Below are 26429 nucleotides of genomic sequence, written 5' to 3'. Positions count from 1 at the left end.
CCGGCGCACACTGTCACATAATCGAACGTATATGTGACAGGTGCAAAATGTTGATCGGCTACATGCGGGTATCGAAAGCGGACGGCTCTCAAGCGACCGATTTGCAGCGCGACGCGCTGATTGCTGCCGGCGTCGATCCGGCACATCTCTACGAGGATCAAGCGTCCGGGAAGCGCGAGGATCGGCCCGGTTTGGCAAGCTGTCTGAAAGCGCTACGCGATGGCGATACGCTGGTGGTGTGGAAGCTGGATCGGCTCGGCCGCGACCTGCGGCATCTGATCAACACCGTACATGACCTGACTGGACATGGCATCGGCCTCAAGGTGCTGACCGGCCACGGCGCGGCCATCGACACCACGACCGCCGCCGGCAAACTGGTCTTTGGCATTTTCGCTGCGCTGGCCGAGTTCGAGCGCGAGCTGATCGCCGAACGCACAGTTGCCGGTTTAGCGTCGGCACGGGCACGCGGACGGAAAGGCGGGCGGCCGTTCAAGATGACGGCGGCCAAGCTGCGCTTGGCCATGGCGGCTATGGGGCAACCGGAAACCAAGGTCAGCGATTTGTGCCAGGAACTCGGGATTACCCGGCAGACCTTGTATCGGCATATTTCACCCTCCGGTCAGTTGCGTTCCGACGGAACGAAGTTGCTCAGTAAGGCTTGACCTTCATTCCATCATAACCACCACCCATCGCCTGAAATAGAGCGGCACTATCGGCAAGTCGTTGCGCCTGCGCTGCGACCAAGGCAATGCTATTTTGTTGAGCCTGCTGCCTTGCAATCAGCAATTGCGTGTAGCTGGCTGCGCCAAGCGCATACTGACGCCCCGTGGATTCAAGGGAAGACTGTGCAGTTGAGTCTGCAAACGCGAGTGAACTCAATGCCTGTGCATCGTGCTCCAGTGCGCTCAATGTGTCCGCCACGTTGCGCAGAGCGTCGAGCACAACGCCCTGATAATTTTCCGCTGCGGCATCCAATGCCGCCAGCGATGCCCGTTTTTCTGCGGGTAGTCCCGGATTGAATAGTGGCTGGGTCAACTGCCCCAGCACACTCCAAACAGCAGAGTTGCCGCCAAAAAGAGCCCCGGTTGTGAGTGCTTGTGAGCCAAGGTTTGCACTGAGGTTGATTTGTGGATACAGCTTGGCGATCGCCACCCCATATTCGGCATTCGCCGCGTGAAGCAATGCTTCTGCCGCCTGAATATCAGGCCGTCTGCGCACCAGATCAGAAGGCATCACAAGAGGCAATTCGGTGGGCAGTTTGAACTCGGCCAAAGTGAAATCCGGCACCTTCGCGTCACCAGGGGCCTGGCCGGAAAGCGTAGCCAGAAGATGCTCACTTTGTTGCAGTTGCTTGAGCAACAGGGGTAGTCCAGAACGAGTCTGTTCGGTCTGCGTTTGCTGTGCAAGCAGTTCGTCCGGTGCTGCTTGACCAAAACGCACCCGCTCGCGGGTGACATTGATCTGCTCGTCCTGTGCTTCGACCATCGCTTTGGTGGCCGCAAGCTGACCCGCGAGTTTTGCTCGGACAATGGCGGTGGTGGTGATATTTGCCGCAAGGGTCAGTTGCGCGCCCGCCAGTTCATGGCTCCGGTAGTCCACACGAGCGGCCAGCGCTTCCAGCGCACGACGATTCCCTCCGGCCAAGTCGAGGCGGTAATTTACGCCAACACTGGTGTTGTAAAGACTGAACTCACGTGCCTCGCCGGCCAATCCGAGACCGCTGGAGCTCATGCGTTGGCGTTGCGCACCGATACTCGCATCGACTTGGGGGTAGCGCGTTGATCCCGCTTGCGCAGCATGAAGCTCCTGCGCCTGCCGCAGTGTCGATTTTGCGGAGGCTAACGTGGGACTGTTTTGTAAAGCCAATGCAATCAGTGCATCGAGTCTGTATGACCCCAGGCTGTGCCACCATTCCGAACTGACCTCCCGACCGACCCGGAGGGTTTGCACTTCCCCCAAGGGGATTGTGGACAAGGCGGTTTGCGCTGGCATGGTGGCAACGGTGTATTTGGATGTAGTCGGCGCTTCGGGGCGTTTGAAGTCAGGCCCGACCGCACAACCAGCCAACAAACCAACAAGTGCGAGAGATGTCAGGGCTCTGGCTGGACTTTGACTGGGTTTCGTGCATTGGCCCGTGCAAGTCAGGTCATCGGTTTTCATAGAAATGCTCCAGGAACGGCTTACGGAAGCTCTGATGACAAATGAGACAGCTTTGTTGCACCTTCGAAAAAGCAGAGATAACGGCTAGACCATCACCACGCTTGGCTGCGTCGCCCATAGCTGTAGCAGATTCGTGCGTCTGCCCATCGTGGCTGCGAAACTTCCCAGCATCGGTTCCGAGCCAAGCAAGAATGCGCATTTTTTCCGCGACGGGAGGCTCTGCGTGGTTGGCAATCTTCGGCGCCAACTCGGCAACCACCGCCCACTCTTCCTTGGAAATTGCGCCTGTAATGGCTTGCATGTCGCGGCCTAATTTGTCCATCACACCACGTAGCGCCATCGGCTTTGCGGATTCTGCCTGCGCGCCAGCAGGGTTGACTGATATGGTCATCACCGTGAAAAGCACGGTGGCAATGACCAGGAACGGTTTTTTAGTGCTGTTCATGAGACCTCTTCTTTTCTCAGCGACATCGATAACGAGTGGTGCAGTCATTCAAAACTGCGCCCTTCACCCGCTTCCTCGTGAGTGACGCCATCGCGGATGTGGTAAATGCGCTTGAACGTCGGGATGATTTTTTCGTCGTGCGTGACGACGATGACGGCGGTTTCAAAACGCCGAGCCATGTCGTTGAGGATGCGGATGACAGACATCGCACGCACCGAATCCAGCGGTGCTGTTGGTTCATCAGCCAGGATCACTGGTGGTCGATTGACCAAGCCGCGAGCAATAGCCACGCGTTGCTGTTCTCCGCCTGAGAGTTGTGACGGCATGGCCCTGGCGCGGTGCTGCACATCCAGCGCGGTGAGCAGTTCGAGCGCGCGTTTTCGCGCATCGTCATTGCCGACACCCGCGAGCATCGGCAAGAGCGCCACGTTATCGGTGACATCGAGAAACGGGATCAGGTACGGCGCTTGAAACACGAAACCGATCTTGTCGCGGCGCAAAGCCCGCAGGTCGCGCACTTTCCATTCATCGTCGAAAATCACCTCGTTTCCCAGCACCATGCGACCGGCGGTGGGGTCAATCACGGCTCCCAGGCACTTGAGCAACGTGCTCTTGCCGGAACCGGATGGGCCGATCAGACCAACCACCTCGCCCGGCGCAACCTGCATGTTCACGTTCTTCAAGGCGAGAACCGCAGTGTCTCCCTCTCCGTAACGCTTGCTCAAGCCTTCGATGTGAATGCCTTTTGCCGTCATGTTCAGCCTCCAATCGCTTCGGCCGGATCGACCTTCAGCGCCATACGGATGGCGACAACGCTGGCCAGCACACAAATAACCATCACCGCGAAGAAACCCAAGATTGAATCAATGGGCATCAGCAATACGTATTTGGGAAACAAGGGTGCAGCGAAGGTAGCCGTGATCTTGCCAACGACAAAACCGATGACCCCAAGTACCAACGCCTGCTGCAAGATCATTCCCGAAATCGTGCGGTTGCGTGTGCCGATGAGCTTGAGCACTGCGATTTCGCGAATTTTGTCCATCGTCAGGGTGTAGATGATGAACGCCACGATGGCGGCGCTGACCACAGCCAGAATCACCAGGAACATGGCGATTTGCTTGGCGGATGTGGCAATGAGTTTTCCCACTAAAATCTCTTCCATCTGCGCGCGGTCATAAACCGTGAGCCGTTTCCAGCGCCGTATCGGTTCAGCCACCTCCTGCGGGGAGTATTCAGATTGGATACGCACCAGCACCGCATTTACCGAGTTGTTACTGGTTTGTGAGGCAATCACAGCATCGAGCAGACCAGGCACGCCGGGGCGGTTAAAGGCCGGATTGGCTTCGGTGCGGCGACGCTGCATCAGAATGGCGTCGTTGTCTTTGAGGAATTGCGCTTCTTGCGCATCCTTGAGTGGGATGAACACCATTGGGTCGCCACTGGAGGACACCATGCGGCGGGTCAGGCCAACTACTGTGTAATGGTTGCGGCGAATTTTCACCTCATCGCCCAGCCGAAACCCGGTGGCGATGTCCGCGACCGCCTCATAGTGGCCACGTGTAATCTGGCGCCCCGCGACCAATTGAGGTGGCCAACCCGATGTTCCCGGTTCGCCTGCCGCAATGCCCACGACCATGGCGCGCACATCCTTTTCACCTCTTCCGACCTGCATGGTCAGGTAGGTCACATTGGCGGCCTCTGCGACGCCCGGCAGGGTGCGGATGCTGCGCCACAGGTCATCAGGGATGCTGGAAGACTCGGCATAAGGGCCCAGGGTATCTTTCTGTACCACCCACAAGTTGGCACCACTGTTGTCCAGCAACACCTTACCGTCATCGACCATGCCGCGATACACACCCGCCATGGTCAGCGTGACGCCAATCAACAGGCCCAGGCCGATGCCCGTAAAGATGAATTTCCCCCAGGCATGAAGGATGTCACGTCCGGCCAGGCTTATCACGGTGAGACTCCTGGCAGACGATCGACGATGTTAATCCGACTCTTGGCGCTGAGTGTCTTTTCGCTGTAGAGCACGATCTGGTCGCCAACGCTCAAGCCCTCGAGCACCTGAACCAGGCCATCAAGACTGGAGCGGCCCAGCACGACCGGAGTGAAAGTCAAACCTCCTTCAACCAGCTTCCATACACCGCGTTTTCCATCGACTGTCCGAATTGCGGCATTGGAGATGGTCGGCGCGGCAGGCAATTCGCCCAGTTGCACAGTCACCTCCGCCAACTCACCCAATGGTGGAAGAGGTACTGGAGGCGCGTTGAAAACGATTTTTGCCAGGGTTTCCTCAGTCACGGCATCGGCACGAGGCTCGATTCGCAATACGTGTCCCGCCACTGCCTGAGATCGCCGTGATCTCAGAACAATCTTGGCTGGAAGCCCTATAGCCAGTCCCTCGGCACTGATTTGATCAAAGCGTGTATCAACCCACAGGCTTGCGGTGTCAATTACTTCGATTACCGCTTGCCCCGCCACCACCGTGGTGCCAGGGTCTGCATCGCGTGCTGCGACCAGTCCGGCAACCGGTGCCACCAACCGCAAGTTTCCGCGTTGAGCGCGGAGCGCTTCCAACTCTGCGCGCAGACGCGCGATATCTTCTCGCGAGGCGACCAATGCCGCGCTCGCCACAGCCAGTTCTTGCCGTTTGGTGACTACCGTTTCTTCGCTGGTGCCACGCACCGATAAAAGCTGCTCATAGCGTGTGGCCTGTGTCTGCGCGAAAGTTTCTTTGGCCGCAGCCTGTCGAAGTGCAGCTTCGGAACTCTTGATTGCAGCCTGCTGAGCGCTAACGCGATCGTCCAGGTCCACCGCATCCATTTCACCGAGCACTTGCCCTGCCTTAACGATATCGCCGACATGCACATCCAACCGCTTGACGCGCCCGGCAACGGTGGGGCCGATTTTGTAAGTAAAGCGCGCTTGTACTGTCCCTATACCAGCTAATGCTGGGGCAACGGAGCGGGACTCTACCGTGCTGACAGTAGCTGCAATAGGAGCCAATGGCCCTGAACGCAAAGCAACATAGATGAAAAGTAGTAGAAGCGGAATGATGATTACGACAAGTGCCAGTGTGCGGCGTTGTAAGGGTGGAAATTTCATGACTCACTCCCAATGCCACGACGATAGATTGCAAAAACACCAGAGGCATCGCGACGGATGCGAGCGGCGTCACCCGCGATGAGTGACTGCATCACCAAGCCCTGGATGGAGCCGATGAACGATACCGAGGCAGCCTCGATATCGAGGTTGGCATCAAGCTCGCCTATCGCCTTGCCCCGCTCCAGTAGATGGCGCAAGCGTTCTCCGTACCGTTGAATTAAGGTCTGAACCATCCTTTTAGGGAGTGTTTCTCCGGGCCGCTGCAATTCTCCGAAGAGCATCCGTGGCACACCCGGATGCTCGGAAACGAAGTCGATATGAGCCATGAAGACCGCTTCCAGCGCGGCAAGAGGAGAAGTCACGTTCTGTGCCGCCCTGTCTACTCGGGAAAGAAGACGTTCCGCCACCCATGTCATCACTGCTTCGAGAATGGCATCCTTGGTGGGGAAGTGCCGGAACAGCGCGCCTTGGGTCAGGCCCATGCGCTGCGCGATCGCCGTGGTGGTGATGTCGCTGGGATTCTGCTCAGCCGCCAGATTGATCACCGCCTCTACGGTGGCCGCTCTCCGTTCATCAGCCGGAAGGTGCTTAGGGTGTTCGCTCATCGCCAATCCAAAAGAAAGTCATCTATTACTATCATAGCAGGTTGTGTGATGAGAGCAAGACCCTATCTGACAGCGCCCAATGAACTCAACGCCAAGTTCGACCCCGAGCCAAGGTACCCAGCTTGTCGGTTGGCCCCTACAGGCAGGTTTAGCGCGTACTGAATTTAGTCAGTTTTTTTCTTTCACCGGCACAGTGCAATCGACTTCTGATGTTTGGTGCGGTCGTCTTCTGAAAATGACACATCTCCTTGAAAAATATCTCGCGAATCGCGATGGCGGCAGTCTGTGGCGCCGGCAGGTATTTGACAAAGACCAGTTTCGTATCCCGCGCATAATGAAAAAGTATGGGTAGCACGCTCTTTCCCGACAGCCATGCGACTTGACCTTCGCGCCCTGCGCAGCTTTGTCACGGTCGCATCGGCCGGATCGATTTCGTCGGCGGCGCACAGCCTGCACATCGCCCAGCCCGCGCTGAGCGTGCAGATCAAGCAGCTGGAGGAGCAGCTGGGCGCGGCGCTGTTCGACCGCCATCCGCGCGGCGTGGCGCTGACGGCCGTCGGCGAGCGCCTGCTGGGCCATGCGGTGGAAATCCTGCGGCGGGTGGACGTGGCCTACGACGACGTGCGCCAAGCGGTCGACCAGCCCGGCGGCTGGGTCGCCATCGCGCTGCCGCAGTCGGTGGCCAAGTTCGTGACGGTGCCGCTGGTGCAGGCGGTGGTGCGCCAGTGGCCCCGGATCCACCTGCAAATGGTGGAAATGAGCTCGGGCTACATACCGCAGCAGCTGCTGCACGGCCTGGTCGACATCGGCATGACCTTCGGCACGGAAGACGACGCGCGCATGCGCTTCATGCATGTGCTGCAGGAGGAGCTGGCGTTCGTCACCACGGCGCAGCAGCTGGCGCGGCACCGCGGCGGCCCGGCCGGCGACGCGACCCACATGGCCCTGCACGACGCGGCGCGGTTTCCGATGGTGCTGCCCACCACGACGCAAAGCCTGCGCCGCGTGCTCGACGCCTACATGGCCAAGGCCGGCGTCGCGCCCCGCATCGTGGTGGAGGTGAACACCATCCACGAAATCCTGGCCCTGGTGGCCGCTGGCATCGGCTCGACGATCCTGTCGTTCGCCGCCGTCCACGACATGCTGGCCGCCCGGCAGCTGCTGGCGCTGCCCGTCGGCCGACCGGCGATGTCCCGCTCCATCTATGCCTGCCGCTCGGCCACCCTGCCCATGTCGATCGCGGCGACCAAGGTGCACGAGCAACTGCTCGCCACCATCGTCTCGCTCTCGTCCAGCCAGTGCTGGCCGCGGTCCACGGTGATCGCGGCCCTGCCGCAAGGCGACGGCCGCGTCGCGCCATCGGGCTGAAACAGGGTCAGCGCGCGTCGTGCGAGTGGATCTGCAGCGCCTCCAGGAAGCGCGAGACCATGTTGTAGGCCGCCACCGTGGCCGTCAGCTCCACCAGGCGCGGCGGCTCGAAGTGCGCTGCCACGGCGGCGAAGATCTCGTCGCTGACCTGCACCTGCTGCGTCATCGCATCGGTGTAGGCCAGCACGGCGCGCTCGCGCGCGTCGAACAGGGGGCAACCCTGCCACTCTTTAAGAGCGTCCAGCTTGTCCTGCGACACGCCCTCGCGCAGCGCGATGGGCGCGTGCTGGTCGGCTTCGTAGGGCGCATGGTTGAGCAGCGCCACGCGCATGATGACCAGCTCGCGCACGTCGCCCGGCAGGTTCGATTTCTGGCGGATGGCCGTGAGGTAGCCCAGCCAGCCCTCGGCCACCGGGGCGCTGTGCAGCAGCATCTGGTAGAGGTGCAGGATGCTGCCGCGCTCGGCAACGATGCGGTCGGCCAGCGGACGCGCGGCGGCGCTGGTGCAGTCGGCGTAGGGAATACGGGCCATGGTGCTCCTTGGTTGGAAATCAGTCGGCGGTGACGATTCTTCGTGCCACCAGATCCGCCATCACGTCCGAATCCTTGCGCACGCGCGCGGCAAAGTCCTCGGGGCTGCCGTTCACGATGTCGAACGCGCTGTCGCCGAAGCGCTTTGCGACCTGCGGATCATGCATCACGTCGTGCACGGCCTTGATGATCTTGCCGCGCACGTCCGCGGGCATGCCGGGCGGCGCCACCAGGCCGATCCAGGTGGGAAACTCGAAGCCCGGGATGAATTCGTTGACCGCCGGCACATCGGGCAGCTGCGCCGAGCGCCTGGGCGAGCTCACCGCGATCGCGCGGATCTTGCCGGACTTGATGTGCGGCAGCATGACCGACAGGCCCGCGAAGGCGTAGTCGATGTGCCCGCCCAGCAGGTCGGTGAGCAGCGGCGCGGCGCCCTTGTAGGGCACGTGCTCGGTCTTGAGGCCCTTGGCGAGGGACAGCTGCGCACTGTTCACATGGCCCGCCGAGGCCGTGCCCGCCGAGCCGTAGGAGCTCTTGGGGTGGGCCTGGAGGTACGCCACCAGTTCGCCGAAGTTCTTCGCCGGCACGTCGTTGCGCGTGACCAGGATCTGCGGCGTGGTGACCAGCAGGCTCAGGTAGTCGAAGCTCTTGAAGGTGTCGAACGGCAGGTTCCTGACGATGTGGTGGTTCACCGCCTGCGAGTCCAGCGCCAGCATCAGCGTGTAGCCGTCGGGCCTGGCGCGGTGCAGTTCGCCCGCGCCCACCGATCCGCTGGCGCCGGGCTTGTTGTCGATCACGATGGGCTGCCCGAGCGCCTCGCCCAGCCGGTTGCCGATGATGCGCGCCGTCTGGTCCACCGCGCCGCCGGGCGCGAACGGAACGATCAGGCGGATGGACTGGCCCGGATACCCCTGCGCCCAGGCAGAGGGCAGCACGCTGCAGGCAAGGGCCGCGCCAGCGCAGGCCAGCCAGATACGGCGATGGATCATGGTGTTGTCTCCTTTCATGGTTCTTTTGAAAACTAGCGCGTGGCGGCGATGAGGCCGCCGTCCACCACGATCTCCGTGCCCGTCACGTAGCGGCTCTCGTCCGCCACGAGAAACAGCACGGCGTGGGCGGTATCCCAGCCCGTGCCCATGCGCTTCATGGGCACTTGGTTGTTGCGGTGGTCGATGAAGCCCTGCGTGTCGCCCCTGGCGTACTTCGCGGCCAGCCCCTCGATCAGCGGCGTGTGCATCAGGCCGGGCACCACGCAGTTCAGGCGGATGCCCTCGGCCGCGTGGATCACCGCCGTGGTGTGCGTGAAGTGCAGCAGCCCCGCCTTGGCCGCCGCGTAGGCCACCTGCGGCTTGCCGATGTAGCGCAGCCCGGCCACCGAGGCCACGTTCACGATCGCCCCGCCGCCCTGGCTGCGCATGTGCGCAATGACGTGCTTGCACGAGAGGTACGCGCTCTTGAGGTTGACCTGGATCTGCGCGTCCCACACGTCCTCGTCCATATCCACCGGGCCGCCGGGCTGCGACACGCCCACGTTGTTCACCAGAATGTCGATGCGGCCGAAGCGCTCGACGCACTGCGCCACGGCGTCGGCCACCTGGTCGGAGCGCGTGGCGTCGCATGCCATCACCTCGCACGTGCCGCCCTCGCCGCGGACCAGGCGCGCCGTCTCCTGCGCGTGCGGCAGCGCCAGGTCGGTGCCGAACACCCGCGCACCCTGCCGCGCGAGCAGCACTGCCGTGGCCCGGCCATTGCCCCAGCCGTCGGCCACCGCCCCGCAGCCCATCACCAGGGCCACCTTTCCCGTCAGATCCAGCACATCCGCCTCCTCATCGGTCATCACGACGGTGCGAATGCTAGGCAGCGGGCATATATTTTTGAAATTCTTTCTATCTATCCATTTATAGAATCAAGGAATGAATATCGCACCCCGGCAACTCCGCATGTTCCTTGCGCTGGCGGAGTCCCTGAACTTCAGCAAGACGGCGGAGCAGCTGTTCATGACCCAGCCCTCCCTGAGCAAGGCGATCCGCGACCTGGAGGAAGCCCTGGGCCTGCCGCTGTTCGAGCGCACCACGCGCAGCGTGCAGCTCACGGCCAGCGGCAGCCGGCTCGCCGCCATCGCGCGCGCGGTGGTGGGCGAGTACGACGCGGGCCTGCAGCGCATGCTGTCGTCCGCCGAGCGCGAGGCGCGCCACATCGGCATCGCCTCGCTGCCCTCGCTGGCCCACGTGATCCTGCCGCAGGTGTGCGCGGCGCTGGAACGGCGCTACCACCTGCCCCAGATCACCGTGCACGACTGCTCCAACGATGCGTGCATCCAGCGCCTGCTGAACTACCAGGCGGACTTCGCGCTGGCGTCCGTGGCGCCGTCGCACCCCGACCTGAAATACGAGGAGGTGCTGCGCGACCGCTTCGTGCTGCTGTCGTGCGGCCCCTGGCGGCAGCGCCTGAAGCCGACGATGCACCTGGACGACCTGGTGGACCTGCCCCTCATCAGCATGACCCACGCCAGCACGGCCATGCGCTACATCAGCGCCGCCTACCTGCAGCGCGGCGTGGAGTTCCGACCCAAGATGCAGTTCGACCAGGTGGGCACGATCGCGGGCTTCGTGAAGAAGGGGCTGGGCATCGCCGTGCTGCCCTACCTGGGCATGATGCCCATGCTCAGCCTGCGCGGGCTGCGGCTATCGGAGATCGCCGACGGGCCCGTGCGCTCCGTGGGCATCGTGACGCGCAGGCTGGGCGTGCCGACCTCCGTGGCCCTGGCGGCGATGGAGGAGGTCAAGGCCACCACGCAGGGGCTGATGAACAAGCATCCGGGCTGGATTCTTCCGCCGTCTTGAGGGCAGTCGGCGGCCCTCAATGCGCCTTGTCCCAGTCCGGCCCCACGCCCACCTCGGCCAGCAGCGGCACCTTGAGCTCGGCCACGCCGGCCATGATGCGCGGCACCTCGGCGCGCAGCCAGTCCACGTCGCCCTCGGGCAGCTCGAAGACGAGTTCGTCGTGCACCTGCATGATCATGAGCACTTCGGACTTGGCTTCGTCCAGCGCGTCCTGCACCTGCACCATGGCCTTCTTGATGAGGTCGGCGGCCGTGCCCTGCATGGGCGCGTTGATGGCGGCGCGCTCGGCGGCGCTGCGGCGCGGGCCGTTGGGGGAGTTGATCTCGGGCAGGTACAGGCGCCGGCCGAACACGGTCTCCACGTAGCCGCGCGCCTTGGCCTGGGCCTTGGTGTCCTGCATGTACTGCCACACGCCGGGGTAGCGCTGGAAGTAGCGGTCGATGTAGTTCTTGGCGGCCGTGTTGTCGATGCCGAGGTTCCTGGCCAGGCCGTAGCTGCTCATGCCGTAGATCAGGCCGAAGTTGATGACCTTGGCGTAGCGGCGCTGCTCGCTCGTGACCTGGCCGAGCGCCACGCCGAACACCTCGGCCGCCGTGGCGCGGTGCACGTCCAGGCCCTCGTGGAAGGCGCGCAGCAGGGCCTCGTCGCCGCTGATGTGGGCCATGATGCGCAGCTCGATCTGGCTGTAGTCGCAGCTCGCGATCACGCGGCCCGGCGGGGCGACGAAGGCCTCGCGCACGCGCCGGCCCTCGGGCGTGCGGATGGGGATGTTCTGCAGGTTGGGGTCGTTGCTCGACAGGCGCCCGGTCACGGCCACGGCCTGGGCGTAGTGCGTGTGCACGCGGCCGGTGCGCGGGTCGGCCAGTTGCGCGAGCTTGTCGGTGTAGGTGCCCTTGAGCTTGGACAGGCTGCGGTGCTCCAGCAGCTTGGCGGGCAGGGGATAGTCCTCGGCAAGCTTCTCCAGCACCTCCTCGTCGGTGCTGCGCGCGCCGGTCGCCGTCTTCTTGACGACGGGCATGCCGAGCTTGTCGAAGAAGATCTCGCCGAGCTGCTTGGGGCTGCCCAGGTTGAAGGGCTGGCCCGCGATGTCGTAGGCCTCCTGCTCCAGCTGCAGGATGCGCTGGCCCAGCGCATGGCTCTGGGCGGCAAGCCGGCCCGCGTCGATGAGCACGCCGTTGCGCTCGATGCGGAACAGCGTCTCGCTGCAGGCGATCTCCAGCGCGTAGATGCCGCGCAGCTTCTCGTCGGCTTCGAGCAGCGGCCAGAGCACGCGGTGCACGTCGAGCGTCTGGTCGGAGTCCTCGCAGGAGTAGGCCGCGGCCTTGTCCACGGGCACCTGCGAGAACGGGATCTGCTTGGCGCCCTTGCCGCACAGGTCTTCGTAGCTGATGCCGGTGCGGCCCGTGTGGCGCTCGGCCAGGCTGGCCAGGCCGTGGGGCTTGTGCACCTCCAGCACGTAGCTCTGCAGCATGGTGTCGTGCACATAGCCGCGCACGTCGATGCCGTGGTTGGCGAACACGTGGCGGTCGTACTTCACGTGCTGGCCCAGCTTCGGGTGCCTCGGGTCCTCCAGCCACGGCTTCAGGCGCGCCAGCACCTCGGCCAGCGGCAGCTGCGCGGGCGCGTCCGGGCCGTCGTGGGCCAGGGGGATGTAGGCGGCGGCGCCGGGCTCCACGCTGAAGGAGATGCCCACGATCTCGGCGCGCAGCTCGTCGAGCGAGGTGGTCTCGGTGTCGATGGCCGCCAGCGGCGCGGCCTTCAGGCGCGCCAGCCAATCATCGAGCTGCGCCCAGGCCAGGATGATGTCGTAGGCCACGTCGCGGTGCTGGGCCTGGGTGGCGACGGTGCTGGCATCGGGCGGGTCGAACAGGTCGCCGCTGGCGCCGGCGGGAGCGGCCTCGGGCTTGAGCGCGCGGGCCAGGCTCTTGAAACCGTATTTTTGATAAAAATCGGCCAGATCGCCCGTCTGCTCTGCGCCAAAAGCTATCGCATCCATAGCAGGCAGGTTGGCCACATGGCCGCTCAGGTCGCAGTCGGTCTTGATGGTGACGAGCTCGCGCGCCGTGGGCAGCCAGTCCAGCGCGCCGCGCAGGTTCTCGCCGGCCACGCCCTTGATGGCGCCGGCGTGGGCCACCAGCGCGTCCAGCGAGCCGTATTCCGTGAGCCACTTGGCGGCCGTCTTGGGGCCGACCTTCGGGACGCCCGGCACGTTGTCCACGGCGTCGCCCACCAGGGCCTGGAAGTCCACCATCAGCGCGGGCGGCACGCCGAACTCGGCCGTCACGCCGGCCACGTCGCGCCGCTTGCCGTTCATGGTGTCGATGATGGTGACGTGCTCGTCCACGAGCTGGCTCAGGTCCTTGTCGCCGCTCGATATCACGACCCGCATGCCCTGGCCGGCCGCGGCCCTGGCCAGGGTGCCTATCACGTCGTCGGCCTCCACGCCCTCGATGGCCAGCACCGGCCAGCCCAGCAGCCGCACCACCTCGTGGATGGGCTCGATCTGCGCGCGCAGGTCCTCGGGCATGGGCGCGCGGTTGGCCTTGTAGTCGGGGTAGATGGCGTCGCGGAAGGTGGGGCCGCTGGCGTCGAACACGCAGGCCGCGTAGTCGGCGTGCACCTCCTTCTTGAGCGCCTGCAGCATGTTGATCATGCCGCGTATCGCTCCCGTGGCCGCGCTCGCGGGGTCGCCCGGCACGGCGCGCAGGTCGGGCATGGCATGGAAGGCGCGGTAGAGGTAGCTGGAACCATCGACCAGCACCAGGGTTTTGGTGTCGCTCATGGGGCGATTGTGCACACAAGCACCGCCGGAAAGTCGGCACAATCGCATGCCCCGCCTCATTCTTTTTCCGCCCATGAAACACATCCTCGCGCTGCTGGCCTGCGCCGCATCCATGCCGGCCCTGGCCGATGCCGAACCCAGGAACAACATGCCGCCCCTGCTGCAGAAGTCCGTCAAGGGCGGGGGCATCACGGCGGCGCGGTTCGACGCCGGCGTGCTGCGGGCGCAGCTCAACAAGCCCGAGGTCACCGAGCTCGTGTACGGCACCTTCGTCTTCCACAACATCTGCGCCCAGCAGTGGTACGAGCCGGCGCAGTTCGCCGCCGTGGGGCTCAGCCGCGTGGAACTGTTCAACGCCGCGGGCACCCAGGGCTTCGCCTTCGACGCGCGCGGCGACACCTGCGCGGAGATGGGCAGGCTCGGAAAGAATTTCCGCAGCTTCATCGCCCAGTACACCGTGGCCTGCACGGGCGGCAGCTGCCCGCCGCAGCGCTGATCCCGGCGCCCACGACCTACAATCGCGCCATGCGCGCCGTTCATTGCCTTCTGCTGCTGGCCATCGCCAGCGCCCCCGCCCTGGCCCAGAATTCAGGCCAGGATCAAGCTCAGCCCAATATGGCAGAGCGCGGCCAGCTATTGGAAAAAGAGCAAAAAGCAGATGGCCGTCGTGACCAGCGCGTACAGCGCATCGTGATCGAGGACGCCGGCAGCCGGGTCGACGAGCTGCGCGTGGGCGGCCAGACGCAGAGCATCACGGTGCAGCCCAAGACCGGCACGCCCATGCCGCCCTACGAGGTGCAGTCCAACGACGGCGCGCGCGCACGGCCCGGCAACTTCAACGAATCCGATACCGTGACCGCGCCGCGCGTGTGGAACCTGCGCAAGTTCTGACCCCCAACCCCTCCTCCGCCCCGCCGCCGACAGGCGCGCGCCCGTCCCTGCTTTTGCCGCACGCTTTTCACTGACCCATGGCCGTTTTTACCGAAGTCTCCAGCAAAGAGGCGAGCGACCTGCTGCGCCGCCTGCAACTGGGCGAGCTGCTCGCGCTGCGCGGCATCGAGGGCGGCATAGAGAACACCAACTACTTCGTCACCAGCGCGCAGGGCGAATACGTGCTCACACTGTTCGAGCGCCTGACGTTCGAGCAGCTGCCCTTCTACCTGCACCTGATGAAGCACCTGGCGCACGCCGGCATTCCCGTGCCCGACCCGCAGGCCGACAAACACGGCGAGATCCTGCACACCGTGGCCGGCAAGCCCGCGGCGCTGGCCACCAAGCTGCACGGCAAGAGCCAGCTGGCCCCGCAGGCGCCGCACTGCGCGGCCGTCGGCTTGCTGCTGGCGCGCATGCACTTGGCCGCGCGCGATTACGGGCGCCAGCAGCCCAACCTGCGCGGCCTGCCCTGGTGGAACGAGACCGCCCCCGTGGTGCTGCCGCACGTCGGCGCCGGGCAGGCGGCCCTGCTGCAGTCGGAGCTCGCCTACCAGAACCACGTGGCGGCCGGCAGCGGCTACGCGGCGCTGCCGCGCGGCCCCATCCATGCCGACCTGTTCCGCGACAACGTGATGTTCGAGGGGACCGAGCTCACGGGCTGCTTCGACTTCTATTTCGCCGGCGTGGACACCTGGCTGTTCGACCTGGCCGTGTGCCTGAACGACTGGTGCATAGATCTGCCCACGGGCCGCCACGACGGCGAGCGCGCCGCCGCCATGCTGGCCGCCTACCAGGCCGTGCGCCCCCTGACCGCCGCCGAGCGCGAGCTGCTGCCCGCCATGCTGCGCGCCGGCGCGCTGCGCTTCTGGATATCGCGCCTGTGGGACTTCCACCTGCCGCGCCAGGCCAGCATGCTCAAGCCCCACGACCCCGCGCATTTCGAGCGCGTGCTGCGCGAGCGCGTACAGCATCCCGTACATCCTTGACGCACCTGCCTGCCGGAGCCACCCTCTGGGGTAGAGTCGCCACACCATGAAACTGCACATCGTCCCCGCACGCACGGGCCTCGAATGGGTGCGCCAGGGCATCACCGTGTTCTGGCGCCAGCCCATGGCGCTGGCCGCGCTGTTCTTCATGACCATGGCCGCCATGTCGCTGGCCACCATGCTGCCGCTGGTCGGCCCTGCCGTGGCACTGGGCCTGCTGCCCTCGGCCACACTGGCCATGATGGTGGCCGCGGCCGAGGCCAGCCAGGGCCGCACGCCCACGCCCGCCCTGCTGCTGGTGGCCTTTCGCACGGGCAGGCAGCGCCTGCAGGCCATGATGACCCTGGGCGCGTTCTATGCCCTGGGTTTCCTGGCGGTGATGGCGCTGTCGGCGCTCATCGACGGCGGCCAGTTCGCGCGTGTGTACCTGGGCGGCGAGCCGCTCACGCGCGAGGTGGCCGAAGCCGGGGACTTCCAGGCCGCCATGTGGCTGTCGCTGTTGCTGTACGTGCCGCTGTCGCTGCTGTTCTGGCATGCGCCCGGCCTGGTGCACTGGCACAACGTGGCGCCCGTGAAGGCGCTGTTCTTCAGCATCGTGGCCTGCTGGCGCAACTTCGGCGCCTTCACCGTGTACGGCCTGTCGTGGATGGGCGTGTTCCTCGGCGCGGGCCTGGCGATGAGCCTGCTGGTCACGCTGCTGGCCGCGGTGGGCATGGGCTCGGGCATGGCCAGCAGCATCATGGTGGCCACGGCCATGATGCTCGCCGCCATGTTCCTGACCTCGGTGGTGTTCACCTTCCGCGACAGCTTCGAGCCGCCGCAGCAGGCCGATCCCGAGAGCAGCGACGAGCCCCCGCTGATCAGCTGACCACGGGCCGCTCGGCGGCCGTCAGGGCGCCACGGCGTGGATCCGGTCGCGCCCGGCATGCTTGGCCGCGTAGAGCTGGGCATCGGCCTGGGCCAACAGCTGCTGCGAAGTGGCGGCCGTGCCCGACGTGGTGGCAATGCCGATGCTCAGCGTCAGCCGCGGAATGGTGGCCAGCGCATTGGGCAGGCCCAGATCGGCAACGCCCTGGCGGATGCGCTCGGCCACCTTGAGCGCGTCCTCGGCGGCGGTGTCGGGCAGCAGGCAGACGAACTCCTCGCCTCCATAGCGCGCCACCAGGTCGGTGGGCCGCCCCACCGCGGCCCTGAGCACCCGTGCGATGGCGCGCAGGTAATCGTCGCCCATGGCGTGCCCGTAGTGGTCGTTGACGCACTTGAAATGGTCCACGTCCGCCATCAGCAGGCTCAGCGGCGCGCCCGTGCGCTGCTGGCGCGCCTGCTCGCGGCGCAGCGCATGGTCGAACTCGCGGCGGTTGGCCAGCCCGGTCAAGCCGTCGGTCTGGCTCTGCCGCTCCAGCTCCTGGTTGGCCGCCTGCAGGGCCTGCTGCTGCTGGCGTATCTGGCTGTTGCTGCCCTCCAGCAGGCGCACCAGCCGGTGGTACCTGCGCAGGGACAGGTAGAGCACCAGTACCAGCACCGCGGCGGACACGCTGGCCACCTGCAGGAAGATGCGCTGGCCGCGCTGCGCCACATAGCGCTCGATGAACTGGCGCTCGCCCTCCTCGTGCGCGGCGATGGCCCCGGACACATCCATGGCGGCCAGGTAGCGGTCGAACGCCGCCACGACGCGCTCATGCTGCGGCGTGGGGCTGAAGTAGAACCGGTAGCTACGGGGATTGCCGTGCAGGGTGAGGATGTCCTCCAGGTCGAAGTACTCGTGCAGGTAGCGCTTCTCGGCGAAGATGCTCTTGTTGAACACGGCCACGTCAATGCTGCCGTCGCGCAAGGCCAGGAACATGCCCGCGCTGCTGGCCTCGTCGAAGCTGACGAGCTGGTGCGGCGGAACGATCTCCTTGAGCGTGGGCTCCAGCGCCACGCCGCGCACCACGCCGACGTGGTATTGCGCCAGGTCGGCCAGGTCGTGTATGGGCAGGCGCCGCCCCTTGCGGGCGATGACGGCGTAGTAGCTCTCGTAAAAGGGCAGCGTGAACAGGCCGCGCTGCGCACGCTCTCTCTCCAGGCTCAGCGGCATGAAGACATCGGCCTTGCCCTCCTGCACCTGCAGGATCCTCTGGGCGACCGTCCGGTCCCGCCCCGGGATGAACTCGTAGCGCAGGCCCAGCCTGCCGGCAACGAAGCACCACACATCGACGCTGATACCGGTGTAGGCGCCCTTTTCCTCTTCGTAGCGCACCAACGGCGGCGCATCGGCCGACAGCACGCGCAGCGGCGCCATGGCGCGGAAGTAGGCCAGGTCTTCGGCACTGAGCTCGACGGCCCGTGTCAGGCGCACATGCCGCTCACCCTCGCAGGCCGCGGCCTGCGCCAGCGGCGCGATGCACCAGGCACACAAGGCCACGCACAGCGCGCGCATGTACCGCAACAGTGCATGGCCGGAACGCCGCTTCTCGCCCATCAGGGGCTCACCTGCCATGGAGGAACAACTCGCCAGAATCATAAAAATTTGTAGCAAGCCGCTGAATACTACGGCCGCCTGGGCGGATATGAGGATTGTGCCACCGCCAGGGCCGGTAGGGCCGGTGCGAAGCGCCGCGCGGCGGATCCGTGGCACGCCCGTCACACGCATGTCATGCGCCCGTCACGCCGCCGTCACGGCCGCTTCCTACCATGGTCCAGCAGAAAGACGGCACCCGCCGCCTTCCCCCGACGCTGCACCCCGTTCACTCTTCCAGAAAGCACCATGCCCCACACCCCCACGCCTTCCCGCCGCAAGACCCTGCAAATGCTCGCCGGCCTGCCGCTGCTGCCCCTGGGCGCAGGCGCCTCGGCCACCGGCCTGCTGGCCGCGTGCGGCGGCGGCAGCGACAGCACGGCCGCGTTCAAGTCCGCCAGCTTCACGGGCATGGCCGCGCCCACGCTGGCCAACCCCGCCGCCATGGCCACCACGACGGTGGGCTCGGCGCTCAAGGCCACGTTCGACGACGGCTCCACGCAGAGCTTCGCGCTGGCCTACCAGCCCTTCTTCATCACCGGCGACATGGTGAGCGACGGCAAGGGCGGCATGCTGCTGGCGGGCGGCTACTACGACATCCGCAACCAGCCCATCATCGATGCGACCGTGGCGGGCGGCGGGCGCCAGTTCTTCTCCGACGCGCCCGACGGCACCTCGCTGCTCACCGTTCCGAATGCCAAGGTGGACGGCGTGAAGGGCAAGCCCGTGTTCGCCGTGGTCCAGTTCGAATACACCACCTGGGCCCAGGACGGCAAGACCGACATGTACGGCAAGCTGCCCTCGCCCATCGCCGTGCTCACGCTGGACCAGGATCAGGCCACGGGCAAGCTGAGCCTGGTGAAGTACCACAACGTGGACACCTCCAAGGTGTACGGCCTGTGGATCACCTGCGGCGCCAGCCTGTCGCCCTGGGGCACGCACCTGTCGAGCGAGGAGTACGAGCCCGACGCATTCACCATCGGGAGCAACGCCATGTTCCAGGCCTACAGCCGGAACCTGTACGGCGACCCGGCCCAGGCCAACCCCTACCACTACGGCCACATGCCCGAGGTGACCGTGAACCCCGACGGCACGGCCGGCATCAGGAAGCATTTCTGCATGGGCCGCATCTCGCACGAGCTGGTGCAGGTCATGCCCGACCAGCGCACGGCCCTCATGGGCGACGACGCGACCAACAGCGCCTACTTCGTGTTCGTGGCCGACCGCGAGAAGGACCTGTCCTCGGGCACGCTGTACGCCGCCAGGGTGGGCGCGGGCTTCTCCATCGACCCGGCAGCGGGCGGCGCCGCGCCGCTCACGTGGATCAGGCTCGGCTCGGCCACCAGCGCCGAGATCGAGCAGCTCGCGAACACGCTCAAGCCCGCGGACATCATGAGCGTGCAGGCCAAGGACCCGGGCGACGCCAGCTACACCAGGATCGTGGCCAACGGAAAGGCCGAGTGGATCAAGATCAACCCCGGCATGGACAAGGCCGCAGCCTTCCTGGAGACCCACCGCTACGCCGCGTACAAGGGCGCGAGCATGGGCTTCACCAAGATGGAGGGCACGACGGTGAACGCCAGGGACAAGGTGGCCTACTCCGCGCTGCAAAACTGCGAGAAGTCCATGGTGGCCGGCGACGCCGCCAACGTGCCGGGCAACGGCATCTCCATTCCCAAGACGCTCAAGGCCGGCGTGGTGATGGCGCTGAACCTGCGCGGCGGCCAGAAGGACACGGACGGCGCCGCCATCCCCAGCGAATGGATGCCCGTGGACACCAAGGCCCTGCTGGCCGGCGAGGACATCGCCGCCGACGCGCTGGGCAACACCGGCAACCCGGACAAGGTCTGCAACCCCGACAACCTCAAGTTCTCGGAAAAGCTGCGCACCCTGTTCATCGGCGAAGACAGCGGCCAGCACGTGAACAACTTCCTGTGGGCCTACAACGTGGACACCAGGCAGCTCGCGCGCATCATGTCCATCCCCGCGGGCGGCGAATCCACCGGCCTGCACGCCGTGGACGAGATCAACGGCTGGACGTACATCATGAGCAACTTCCAGCACGCGGGCGACTGGGGCGGCATCCACAAGGTGGTCAAGGACCCGCTGGACCCGCTGATCAAGGCCAACTACCGCGGCAAGGCCGGGGCGGCCGTGGGCTACCTCACGGGCACGCCCAGCCAGCCCATGCTGGGCTGAGGCCCCGCGGCGCCCGGCTGCCTACTCGACCACCGTGAGCTTGGCCACCGACAGCGCCAGCCACTTGGTGCCGTGGCGCGGAAAGTGCACCTGGGCGCGCGCATCGTCGCCCTGGCCTTCGATGGCCAGCACCTTGCCCTCGCCGAACTTGGTGTGGAACACCACCAGCCCCGCGCGCAGGCCGTGGGCGGGCGCCGCCTTGCGCGGCGGCACGGGCGGGCTGGCGAAGGTTTCGGGTTTGAAGCCAAATCGACCTCCAGCGCCCGTCTGGTAAGCGCTAGCAGCTCCTGTATTGGGAGCAAACGAGCCAAACCCCGGCTGCCTGGGCGTGAGCCACTTGAGCGCCTCCTCGGGCAGTTCGTCGAAGAAGCGGCTCCTGACGTTGTAGCGCGTCTGGCCATGCAGCATGCGCGTCTGCGAGTGGCTCAGGTACAGGCGCTTTCTTGCGCGGGTGATGGCCACGTACATCAGGCGGCGCTCCTCTTCCAGGCCGCCCTGGTCGCTCATGGCGTTCTCGTGCGGGAACAGGCCCTCCTCCATGCCGCCGATGAACACGCAGTCGAACTCCAGCCCCTTGCTGGCGTGCACGGTCATGAGCTGCACCGCGTCCTGCCCGGCCTGGGCCTGGTTGTCGCCGGCTTCGAGCGCCGCGTGGGTGAGGAAGGCGGCCAGCGGCGAAAGGGTCTCGCCCGTGTCGGCGTCCACGATGCCGGGAGCGCCCTGGGCCATCGGCGCGTCGGGGTCCAGCCCCTGGCTCGCCGGGCTTTGCGTGAGCGCGGGCGGGCGCTGCTCGTCCACCGGCAGGGCCACGGCATCCTTGCCGAAGCCTTCCTGCGTGACGAAGCTCTCGGCCGCGCTGATGAGCTCGTCCAGGTTCTCCAGCCGGTCCGCGCCTTCCTTCTCGTTGCGGTAGTGCTCCAGCAGGCCGCTGGACTCCAGCACCAGGCCGATGATGCCGCGCAGGTTCCGGCCCTGCGTCTGCTCGCGCATCACATCCACCATGGCCACGAAGGCGCCCAGGTTGGCCCCGGCCTTGCCGGGCACGGCGCTCACCGCGTCGTGCAGCGAGCAGCCGCTGCCGCGCGCCGCGTCCTGCAGCGCCTCCAGCGTGCGCGCGCCTATGCCGCGCGGCGGGAAGTTCACCACGCGCATGAAGCTCGTGTCGTCGTGCGGGTTCTCCAGCAGGCGCAGGTAGGCCAGCGCGTGCTTGATCTCGGCGCGCTCGAAGAAGCGCAGGCCGCCGTACACGCGGTAGGGCACGCTGGCGTTGAACAGGGCCGATTCGATGACCCGGCTTTGCGCATTGCTGCGGTAGAGCACGGCGATCTCCTTGCGCGGCATGTCGCCCTCGCGCACCAGCTGCCGGATCTCGTCCACCATCCACTGCGCCTCGGCCAGGTCGGAGCTGGCCTCGTACACGCGCACGGGCTCGCCCGGCCCCTGCGTGGTGCGCAGGTTCTTGCCCAGGCGGCGGCTGTTGTGGGCGATCAGCGCATTGGCCGAGTCGAGGATGTTGCTGTAGCTGCGGTAGTTCTGCTCCAGCTTGATCTGGCGCTCTACGGCAAACTCGCGCACGAAGTCCTGCATGTTGCCCACACGCGCGCCGCGGAAGGCGTAGATGCTCTGGTCGTCGTCGCCCACGGCGATCACGCTGCCCCGGGTGACCAGGCGCCCATCCACCACGTCGCCCGCAAGCTGCTTGAGCCAGGCGTACTGCAGCTTGTTCGTATCCTGGAACTCGTCCACCAGGATGTGCGCGAAGCGCCGCTGGTAGTGCACGCGCACCGGGTCGTTGCCCTGCAGCAGCTCGAAGCTGCGCAGCATCAGCTCGCCGAAATCCACCACGCCCTCGCGCTGGCACTGCTCCTCATAGAGCTGATACAGCTCGACCTTCTTGCGCGTGTCGGAATCGTGCGCCTCCACGTCGCGCGGGCGCAGGCCTTCCTCCTTGCAGCCGGAGATGAAATACGCGAGCTGCTTCGGCGGGAAACGCTCCTCGTCCACGTTGAACTGCTTGCACAGGCGCTTGACGGCCGAGAGCTGGTCCTGCGTGTCCAGGATCTGGAACCCCTGCGGCAGGCCGGCCAGCTTGTGGTGCGCGCGCAGCATGCGGTTGCACAGGCCGTGGAAAGTGCCGATCCACATGCCGCGCACGTTGACGGGCAGCATGGCGGACAGCCGCGTGAGCATCTCCTTGGCCGCCTTGTTGGTGAAGGTGACGGCCAGGATGCCGCCCGGCGCGGCATGGCCGGTCGAGAGCAGCCAGGCGATGCGCGTGGTGAGCACGCGCGTCTTGCCCGAACCCGCGCCCGCCAGGATCAGCGCATGGCCCGCGGGCAGGGTGACGGCGGCGAGCTGCTCGGGATTCAGGCCCTGCAGGAGCGCTGCGGGGGCCGGGGAAAACGATTCTGGAGAATGCATCCGGGGATTGTAGAAACCCCCTGCCGCCCGCCGGACTGGAGGGGCAAGCCGCCCGGCACAGGTATACAATCAATCACCGGGCCCAAGTTTCTTGCGCCCGGTTTTTTGTGCCTGCGCAAGCAGGGTCCGGCGCTGCCTGCCACGGCAGCGCCCACGAAACCGGCACGCAAGCCAAGCGCCCTTCCCGCCCGCGAAATCCCTCGCGCGCGGCCTCTACAGGAGCTTGGAACCTCATGGAAATCTTCGACTACGACAACATCCTGCTGCTGCCGCGCAAGTGCCGCGTGCAAAGCCGCTCGGAATGCGACGCCGGCGTGGAGCTGGGCGGGCGGCGCTTCAGGCTGCCGGCGGTGCCGGCCAACATGAAGACGGTGGTGGACGAGAAGATCTGCGCCTGGCTCGCGCAGAACGGCTATTTCTACGTCATGCACCGCTTCGACCTGGACAACCTGCAGTTCGTGCGCGAGATGCGCGCCCAGGGCTGCTTCGCCTCGATCTCGCTGGGCATCAAGCAGGCCGACTACGACACCGTGGACCGCCTCAAGGCCGAGGGCCTGGCGCCCGAGTACATCACCATCGACATCGCCCACGGCCATTCCGACAGCGTCAGGGACATGATCGCCTACCTCAAGCAGCACCTGCCGCAGTCCTTCGTGATCGCCGGCAACGTGGCCACGCCCGAGGCCGTGATCGACCTGGAGAACTGGGGCGCCGACGCCACCAAGGTGGGCGTGGGCCCGGGCAAGGTCTGCATCACCAAGCTCAAGACCGGCTTCGGCACGGGCGGCTGGCAGCTGTCGGCCCTGAAGTGGTGCGCGCGCGTGGCCACCAAGCCCATCATCGCCGACGGCGGCATCAGGAGCCACGGCGACATCGCCAAGAGCGTGCGCTTCGGCGCCACCATGGTGATGATCGGCTCGCTGTTCGCGGGCCACGAGGAATCGCCCGGCAAGACCGTGGAAGTGGACGGCGAGCTGTACAAGGAGTACTACGGCTCGGCCAGCGACTTCAACAAGGGCGAATACAAGCACGTGGAAGGCAAGCGCATCCTCGAACCCATCAAGGGCAGGCTGGCCGACACGCTGGTCGAGATGGAGCAGGACATCCAGAGCTCCATCAGCTACGCGGGCGGCAGGAGGCTCATGGACATCCGCAAGGTGAACTACGTGATCCTGGGCGGCGACAACGCGGGCGAGCACCTGTTGATGTGATTTTTTGCAGCAATTTTTCTGGAAGCACAAAAAACTGGTGCATAATCCAGGGCTGCGCTGCAACGCGGCGCCTCTGAAAAGAGAGGGCTCTTAGCTCAGTTGGTAGAGCAGCGGACTCTTAATCCGTTGGTCGAAGGTTCGAATCCTTCAGGGCCCACCAAGCTACTCAAAAACCGGAAGTCGCATAGCGACTTCCGGTTTTTTTCATTCGCCGCTGGAAATGCAAACGCCCGATGCGGTGCATCGGGCGTCATTAGCTACGCAGCCATGGCATCCGGATGTCAACGCCATTCAGGACGGATCAAAGCGATCCATTCTGCGCCCGGATTGCGGCCAATTTGACGTAGAGCGTGCTTCTAGAGATGCCCAATCTCCGTGCCGCGGCTGCCATGTTGCGCTGCGATTTTTCGATCGCATCCAGGATGGCCTGCTTCTCCAGGTCCTCCAGCCGGCCCGATACGCAGCGGGAGGGAGGCAACACGGCTCCGGCTGCGGCGTCCTGCGCAGCTCGCGCAACGGCGGGGGGCAAGGCAGACGGTTCGATCACATCGTTTTCGCTGAGCGCGAATGCGGCCTCGAACACATTCTGCAGTTCCCGGATGTTGCCCGGCCAACGATAGTGGCGGAACGCCTGCAAGACGCATGCGTCCCATGCCTTGGGCGCGCAGCCATATTTTTCCGCCAGCTTGTGGTTGAGATGGCCGATGATCGTCTCGATGTCCCCCGGGCGGTCGCGCAGCGCCGGCAAAGGCAGGCTGACAACGCAGAGGCGGTGGTAGAGGTCTTCGCGGAATCGTCCTTCGGCCGCCTCCTGCCGTAGATCTCGGTTGGTGGCGGCGATCAGACGCACGGACACACGCCGTTCGCGCGTGTCGCCGAGCCGGACAACGATGCCATCCTGCAGCACACGCAACAAATGGGGCTGCATGTCGAGCGGCATTTCGCCGATTTCGTCCAGGAACAGCGTGCCGCCATCGGCCTGCTCGAATTTGCCGGGCAGGCCGCTGCGGCGCGCTCCGGTGAATGCGCCTTCGGCGTAGCCGAACAGTTCGCTGGCCAGGAGCTCACGGGTCAGCGCTCCGCAGTTCAAGGCCACGAACGGCCCGGCATGCGACCGGCCAGTGCGGTGCAGGGCGCGGGCGAAGAGTTCTTTGCCGACACCGGTTTCCCCTTCCAGCAGCACCGGCAAATCGAGCATGGCGATGCGCCGCGCCCGGGCTTTCGTGGCCTCCAGCACCTCGCTGTCGCCGACGATGTCGGCGAACGCATCGTCGCTTGCAGCGGGGGCGGCGGTAGCCTTGGGGCGGGAACGGTGCAGGGGAAGCATCGCCGGGATCACCAGCAAGGTGCCCAAGGCCCCATCCTGGTCCCGTATCGGATGCCGCCATTCGGGTTTCAGCCACCCCGGATACGGCCGGGAACGATCAGCGGCCGGCCGATCCAGCTGGAGCCCATCCACTCGTTCGCCTGGCACCAACAACTGCACAACACCGTGCGCGTCCCGCATCTGCGGCAATGGGCCACCGGTGCGGATGATGCGTCCCCGGTGGTCGCACAGCACGAGGCCGTCATTGCCGTAGCGTTTGAAAAGCTCCATGGACCGGTTCAGCAAGCGGCCTTGGAGCGTGGCGTCGCGGCGTGCGATCTCGCCCTCGATCTGACGCGCCGCCGCCATGACCAGCCCCAGCGTGTGCCCGTGGAAGGTTTCCTTGACGCCGGAAACGTCGACGACCCCCAGCAGCGCGCCGCTGAGGGGATCGCGCACCGGCGCCGCAGCACAGGTCCAGCGCTTGACGTCGAGGCAGAAGTGCTCGCTGGCGTAGATCTGAACCGGCGCGCACATCGCGATCGCGGTGCCGATGGCGTTGGTTCCGATGACCTCTTCGCTCCATTGCCCGCCAATCGCGAGATTGATGCCTTCGCCGGCGGTGCGCACGCGGTGCTCCCCCACGAGTTGCAGGATGGTCCCGCGCGCGTCGCTGAGCATGATGAGGGAGCCGCACTCGCGCAACAGGTCACGCAGGCCGCCCAGGACAGGGCGCGCCGCATCGCACAGGTCGTGGTTGTGCTGCGTCAACTGGTGGATGTGCTCACTGGTCGCACCCGGCGCACGCGGGCTGCCCGGATTCACGGCCTCGCTCTGGCAACGCTGCCAAGACTCCAGCACCACCCCGCGCACGCCCTGTCGCGGCAAGGCGCGGTCTTGCACGAAGCGCTCCCACGCCGAGGCCACGAGGGACTCGTCGCCGATCCGGGGGACCAGGGGCCCGCACTGAGAAAACGGCATGTGGCAGATCAGGTAGGAGGCATGGGGCCCATACGGGCATGGACCGCAAAAGT

22 protein-coding genes and 1 tRNA gene are annotated in these 26429 nt (G+C 65.5%); 10 read left to right on the top strand and 13 right to left on the bottom strand.

Annotated features, from left to right (window positions below; translation table 11 throughout):
• Positions 1–47: 47 nt before the first annotated feature.
• The gene (locus ACX12L_RS00200) at positions 48–662 is read left to right on the top strand and encodes a recombinase family protein (RefSeq protein ID WP_194117431.1); all 615 of its coding nucleotides are present in this window, start codon (positions 48–50) and stop codon (positions 660–662) included.
• Here ACX12L_RS00200 and ACX12L_RS00195 read toward each other — a convergent pair.
• The 6 genes from ACX12L_RS00195 to ACX12L_RS00170 all read right to left on the bottom strand — a co-directional run bounded on the left by ACX12L_RS00195 (position 649) and on the right by ACX12L_RS00170 (position 6318).
• On the bottom strand, positions 649–2160 hold the full coding sequence (locus tag ACX12L_RS00195) for an efflux transporter outer membrane subunit (RefSeq protein ID WP_256497083.1): 1512 nt from the start codon (positions 2158–2160) through the stop codon (positions 649–651). The two genes, ACX12L_RS00200 and ACX12L_RS00195, sit on opposite strands and share 14 nt — an antisense overlap.
• The gene (locus ACX12L_RS00190; protein ID WP_256497086.1) at positions 2147–2551 is read right to left on the bottom strand and encodes a cytochrome c; all 405 of its coding nucleotides are present in this window, start codon (positions 2549–2551) and stop codon (positions 2147–2149) included. Before ACX12L_RS00190 ends, ACX12L_RS00195 begins: the two co-directional genes overlap by 14 nt.
• A gap of 98 nt (positions 2552–2649) precedes the next feature.
• Entirely contained in the window at positions 2650–3360 is a 711-nt protein-coding gene (locus ACX12L_RS00185) for an ABC transporter ATP-binding protein (RefSeq protein ID WP_054257781.1), read from the bottom strand.
• 2 nt (positions 3361–3362) lie between these two features.
• Positions 3363–4565, bottom strand: a complete 1203-nt coding sequence (locus ACX12L_RS00180) for an ABC transporter permease (protein ID WP_054257780.1) — start codon at positions 4563–4565, stop codon at positions 3363–3365.
• Positions 4562–5713, bottom strand: a complete 1152-nt coding sequence (locus tag ACX12L_RS00175) for an efflux RND transporter periplasmic adaptor subunit (RefSeq protein WP_054257779.1) — start codon at positions 5711–5713, stop codon at positions 4562–4564. The genes ACX12L_RS00180 and ACX12L_RS00175 overlap by 4 nt, the downstream gene beginning before the upstream one ends.
• Positions 5710–6318, bottom strand: coding sequence for a TetR/AcrR family transcriptional regulator (locus ACX12L_RS00170; protein ID WP_054257778.1), 609 nt, complete (start codon positions 6316–6318; stop codon positions 5710–5712). Before ACX12L_RS00170 ends, ACX12L_RS00175 begins: the two co-directional genes overlap by 4 nt.
• A 372-nt stretch (positions 6319–6690) precedes the next feature.
• On the opposite strand from ACX12L_RS00170, the gene ACX12L_RS00165 reads away from it, so the two are divergent.
• The gene (locus tag ACX12L_RS00165) at positions 6691–7686 is read left to right on the top strand and encodes a LysR family transcriptional regulator (protein ID WP_459260709.1); all 996 of its coding nucleotides are present in this window, start codon (positions 6691–6693) and stop codon (positions 7684–7686) included.
• A gap of 7 nt (positions 7687–7693) precedes the next feature.
• On the opposite strand, the gene ACX12L_RS00160 is transcribed toward ACX12L_RS00165, so the two are convergent.
• From ACX12L_RS00160 to ACX12L_RS00150, 3 genes are read right to left on the bottom strand one after another with little or no spacing between them, the layout of a single operon-like run.
• Positions 7694–8218: a carboxymuconolactone decarboxylase family protein gene (locus ACX12L_RS00160; protein WP_459260708.1), complete on the bottom strand. Its 525-nt coding sequence runs from the start codon at positions 8216–8218 to the stop codon at positions 7694–7696.
• A 19-nt stretch (positions 8219–8237) separates the two neighbouring features.
• Positions 8238–9206: a Bug family tripartite tricarboxylate transporter substrate binding protein gene (locus ACX12L_RS00155; protein ID WP_459260707.1), complete on the bottom strand. Its 969-nt coding sequence runs from the start codon at positions 9204–9206 to the stop codon at positions 8238–8240.
• A 32-nt stretch (positions 9207–9238) separates the two neighbouring features.
• Positions 9239–10054, bottom strand: coding sequence for an SDR family NAD(P)-dependent oxidoreductase (locus tag ACX12L_RS00150; RefSeq protein WP_459260983.1), 816 nt, complete (start codon positions 10052–10054; stop codon positions 9239–9241).
• 76 nt (positions 10055–10130) lie between these two features.
• Here ACX12L_RS00150 and ACX12L_RS00145 point away from each other — a divergent pair, with 76 nt between their 5' ends.
• Positions 10131–11060 carry a LysR family transcriptional regulator gene (locus tag ACX12L_RS00145; protein ID WP_459260706.1) on the top strand — a complete coding sequence of 310 codons (930 nt, stop codon included), beginning with the start codon at positions 10131–10133 and terminating at the stop codon, positions 11058–11060.
• A gap of 16 nt (positions 11061–11076) precedes the next feature.
• On the opposite strand, the gene polA is transcribed toward ACX12L_RS00145, so the two are convergent.
• Positions 11077–13842, bottom strand: coding sequence for a DNA polymerase I (polA, locus tag ACX12L_RS00140; RefSeq protein ID WP_459260705.1), 2766 nt, complete (start codon positions 13840–13842; stop codon positions 11077–11079).
• Positions 13843–13915: 73 nt separating this feature from the next.
• On the opposite strand from polA, the gene ACX12L_RS00135 reads away from it, so the two are divergent.
• The 4 genes from ACX12L_RS00135 (at position 13916) to ACX12L_RS00120 (ending at position 16629) form a co-directional block, all read left to right on the top strand.
• Positions 13916–14338 carry a hypothetical protein gene (locus tag ACX12L_RS00135; protein ID WP_459260704.1) on the top strand — a complete coding sequence of 141 codons (423 nt, stop codon included), beginning with the start codon at positions 13916–13918 and terminating at the stop codon, positions 14336–14338.
• 29 nt (positions 14339–14367) lie between these two features.
• Complete coding sequence (locus ACX12L_RS00130; RefSeq protein ID WP_459260703.1) at positions 14368–14733, top strand: hypothetical protein; 366 nt, start codon at positions 14368–14370, stop codon at positions 14731–14733.
• Positions 14734–14810: 77 nt separating this feature from the next.
• Positions 14811–15761 carry a homoserine kinase gene (locus ACX12L_RS00125; protein WP_459260702.1) on the top strand — a complete coding sequence of 317 codons (951 nt, stop codon included), beginning with the start codon at positions 14811–14813 and terminating at the stop codon, positions 15759–15761.
• Between the two features lie 46 nt (positions 15762–15807).
• Positions 15808–16629 carry a BPSS1780 family membrane protein gene (locus ACX12L_RS00120; protein ID WP_459260701.1) on the top strand — a complete coding sequence of 274 codons (822 nt, stop codon included), beginning with the start codon at positions 15808–15810 and terminating at the stop codon, positions 16627–16629.
• A 21-nt stretch (positions 16630–16650) separates the two neighbouring features.
• On the opposite strand, the gene ACX12L_RS00115 is transcribed toward ACX12L_RS00120, so the two are convergent.
• Positions 16651–18240, bottom strand: a complete 1590-nt coding sequence (locus ACX12L_RS00115; RefSeq protein ID WP_459260700.1) for a sensor domain-containing diguanylate cyclase — start codon at positions 18238–18240, stop codon at positions 16651–16653.
• A gap of 267 nt (positions 18241–18507) precedes the next feature.
• On the opposite strand from ACX12L_RS00115, the gene ACX12L_RS00110 reads away from it, so the two are divergent.
• Positions 18508–20457 carry a PhoX family protein gene (locus tag ACX12L_RS00110; RefSeq protein ID WP_459260699.1) on the top strand — a complete coding sequence of 650 codons (1950 nt, stop codon included), beginning with the start codon at positions 18508–18510 and terminating at the stop codon, positions 20455–20457.
• 21 nt (positions 20458–20478) lie between these two features.
• On the opposite strand, the gene ACX12L_RS00105 is transcribed toward ACX12L_RS00110, so the two are convergent.
• A complete protein-coding gene (locus tag ACX12L_RS00105) occupies positions 20479–22878 on the bottom strand; it encodes a UvrD-helicase domain-containing protein (RefSeq protein WP_459260698.1) in 2400 nt (799 codons plus the stop codon).
• 233 nt (positions 22879–23111) lie between these two features.
• Here ACX12L_RS00105 and ACX12L_RS00100 point away from each other — a divergent pair, with 233 nt between their 5' ends.
• Together ACX12L_RS00100 and ACX12L_RS00095 are read left to right on the top strand one after the other, a co-directional pair.
• Positions 23112–24089, top strand: coding sequence for a GMP reductase (locus ACX12L_RS00100; protein WP_459260697.1), 978 nt, complete (start codon positions 23112–23114; stop codon positions 24087–24089).
• 84 nt (positions 24090–24173) lie between these two features.
• Positions 24174–24249 (top strand) — tRNA-Lys (locus ACX12L_RS00095).
• A 141-nt stretch (positions 24250–24390) separates the two neighbouring features.
• Here the strand turns inward: ACX12L_RS00095 and ACX12L_RS00090 are convergent.
• Positions 24391–26376: a sigma-54-dependent Fis family transcriptional regulator gene (locus ACX12L_RS00090; protein ID WP_459260696.1), complete on the bottom strand. Its 1986-nt coding sequence runs from the start codon at positions 26374–26376 to the stop codon at positions 24391–24393.
• Positions 26377–26429 lie beyond the last annotated feature (53 nt).

The organism is Alicycliphilus sp. T452 (genome assembly GCF_054512775.1).
Note: the sequence above shows the minus strand (reverse complement) of the source record. Positions and strands in the feature narration are given on the sequence as shown.

Coding starts and splice junctions, on each gene's coding strand:
- ACX12L_RS00190 (WP_256497086.1), bottom strand. CDS start 2,551: ATGACCATATCAGTCAACCCTGCTGGCGCGCAGGCAGAATCCGCAAAG.
- ACX12L_RS00150 (WP_459260983.1), bottom strand. CDS start 10,054: ATGACCGATGAGGAGGCGGATGTGCTGGATCTGACGGGAAAGGTGGCC.
- ACX12L_RS00200 (WP_194117431.1), top strand. CDS start 48: ATGTTGATCGGCTACATGCGGGTATCGAAAGCGGACGGCTCTCAAGCG.
- ACX12L_RS00120 (WP_459260701.1), top strand. CDS start 15,808: ATGAAACTGCACATCGTCCCCGCACGCACGGGCCTCGAATGGGTGCGC.
- ACX12L_RS00160 (WP_459260708.1), bottom strand. CDS start 8,218: ATGGCCCGTATTCCCTACGCCGACTGCACCAGCGCCGCCGCGCGTCCG.
- ACX12L_RS00115 (WP_459260700.1), bottom strand. CDS start 18,240: ATGGCAGGTGAGCCCCTGATGGGCGAGAAGCGGCGTTCCGGCCATGCA.
- ACX12L_RS00145 (WP_459260706.1), top strand. CDS start 10,131: ATGAATATCGCACCCCGGCAACTCCGCATGTTCCTTGCGCTGGCGGAG.
- ACX12L_RS00195 (WP_256497083.1), bottom strand. CDS start 2,160: ATGAAAACCGATGACCTGACTTGCACGGGCCAATGCACGAAACCCAGT.
- ACX12L_RS00170 (WP_054257778.1), bottom strand. CDS start 6,318: ATGAGCGAACACCCTAAGCACCTTCCGGCTGATGAACGGAGAGCGGCC.
- ACX12L_RS00125 (WP_459260702.1), top strand. CDS start 14,811: ATGGCCGTTTTTACCGAAGTCTCCAGCAAAGAGGCGAGCGACCTGCTG.
- ACX12L_RS00165 (WP_459260709.1), top strand. CDS start 6,691: ATGCGACTTGACCTTCGCGCCCTGCGCAGCTTTGTCACGGTCGCATCG.
- ACX12L_RS00130 (WP_459260703.1), top strand. CDS start 14,368: ATGCGCGCCGTTCATTGCCTTCTGCTGCTGGCCATCGCCAGCGCCCCC.
- ACX12L_RS00100 (WP_459260697.1), top strand. CDS start 23,112: ATGGAAATCTTCGACTACGACAACATCCTGCTGCTGCCGCGCAAGTGC.
- ACX12L_RS00105 (WP_459260698.1), bottom strand. CDS start 22,878: ATGCATTCTCCAGAATCGTTTTCCCCGGCCCCCGCAGCGCTCCTGCAG.
- ACX12L_RS00135 (WP_459260704.1), top strand. CDS start 13,916: ATGAAACACATCCTCGCGCTGCTGGCCTGCGCCGCATCCATGCCGGCC.
- ACX12L_RS00090 (WP_459260696.1), bottom strand. CDS start 26,376: ATGCCGTTTTCTCAGTGCGGGCCCCTGGTCCCCCGGATCGGCGACGAG.
- ACX12L_RS00155 (WP_459260707.1), bottom strand. CDS start 9,206: ATGATCCATCGCCGTATCTGGCTGGCCTGCGCTGGCGCGGCCCTTGCC.
- ACX12L_RS00110 (WP_459260699.1), top strand. CDS start 18,508: ATGCCCCACACCCCCACGCCTTCCCGCCGCAAGACCCTGCAAATGCTC.
- ACX12L_RS00185 (WP_054257781.1), bottom strand. CDS start 3,360: ATGACGGCAAAAGGCATTCACATCGAAGGCTTGAGCAAGCGTTACGGA.
- polA (WP_459260705.1), bottom strand. CDS start 13,842: ATGAGCGACACCAAAACCCTGGTGCTGGTCGATGGTTCCAGCTACCTC.
- ACX12L_RS00175 (WP_054257779.1), bottom strand. CDS start 5,713: ATGAAATTTCCACCCTTACAACGCCGCACACTGGCACTTGTCGTAATC.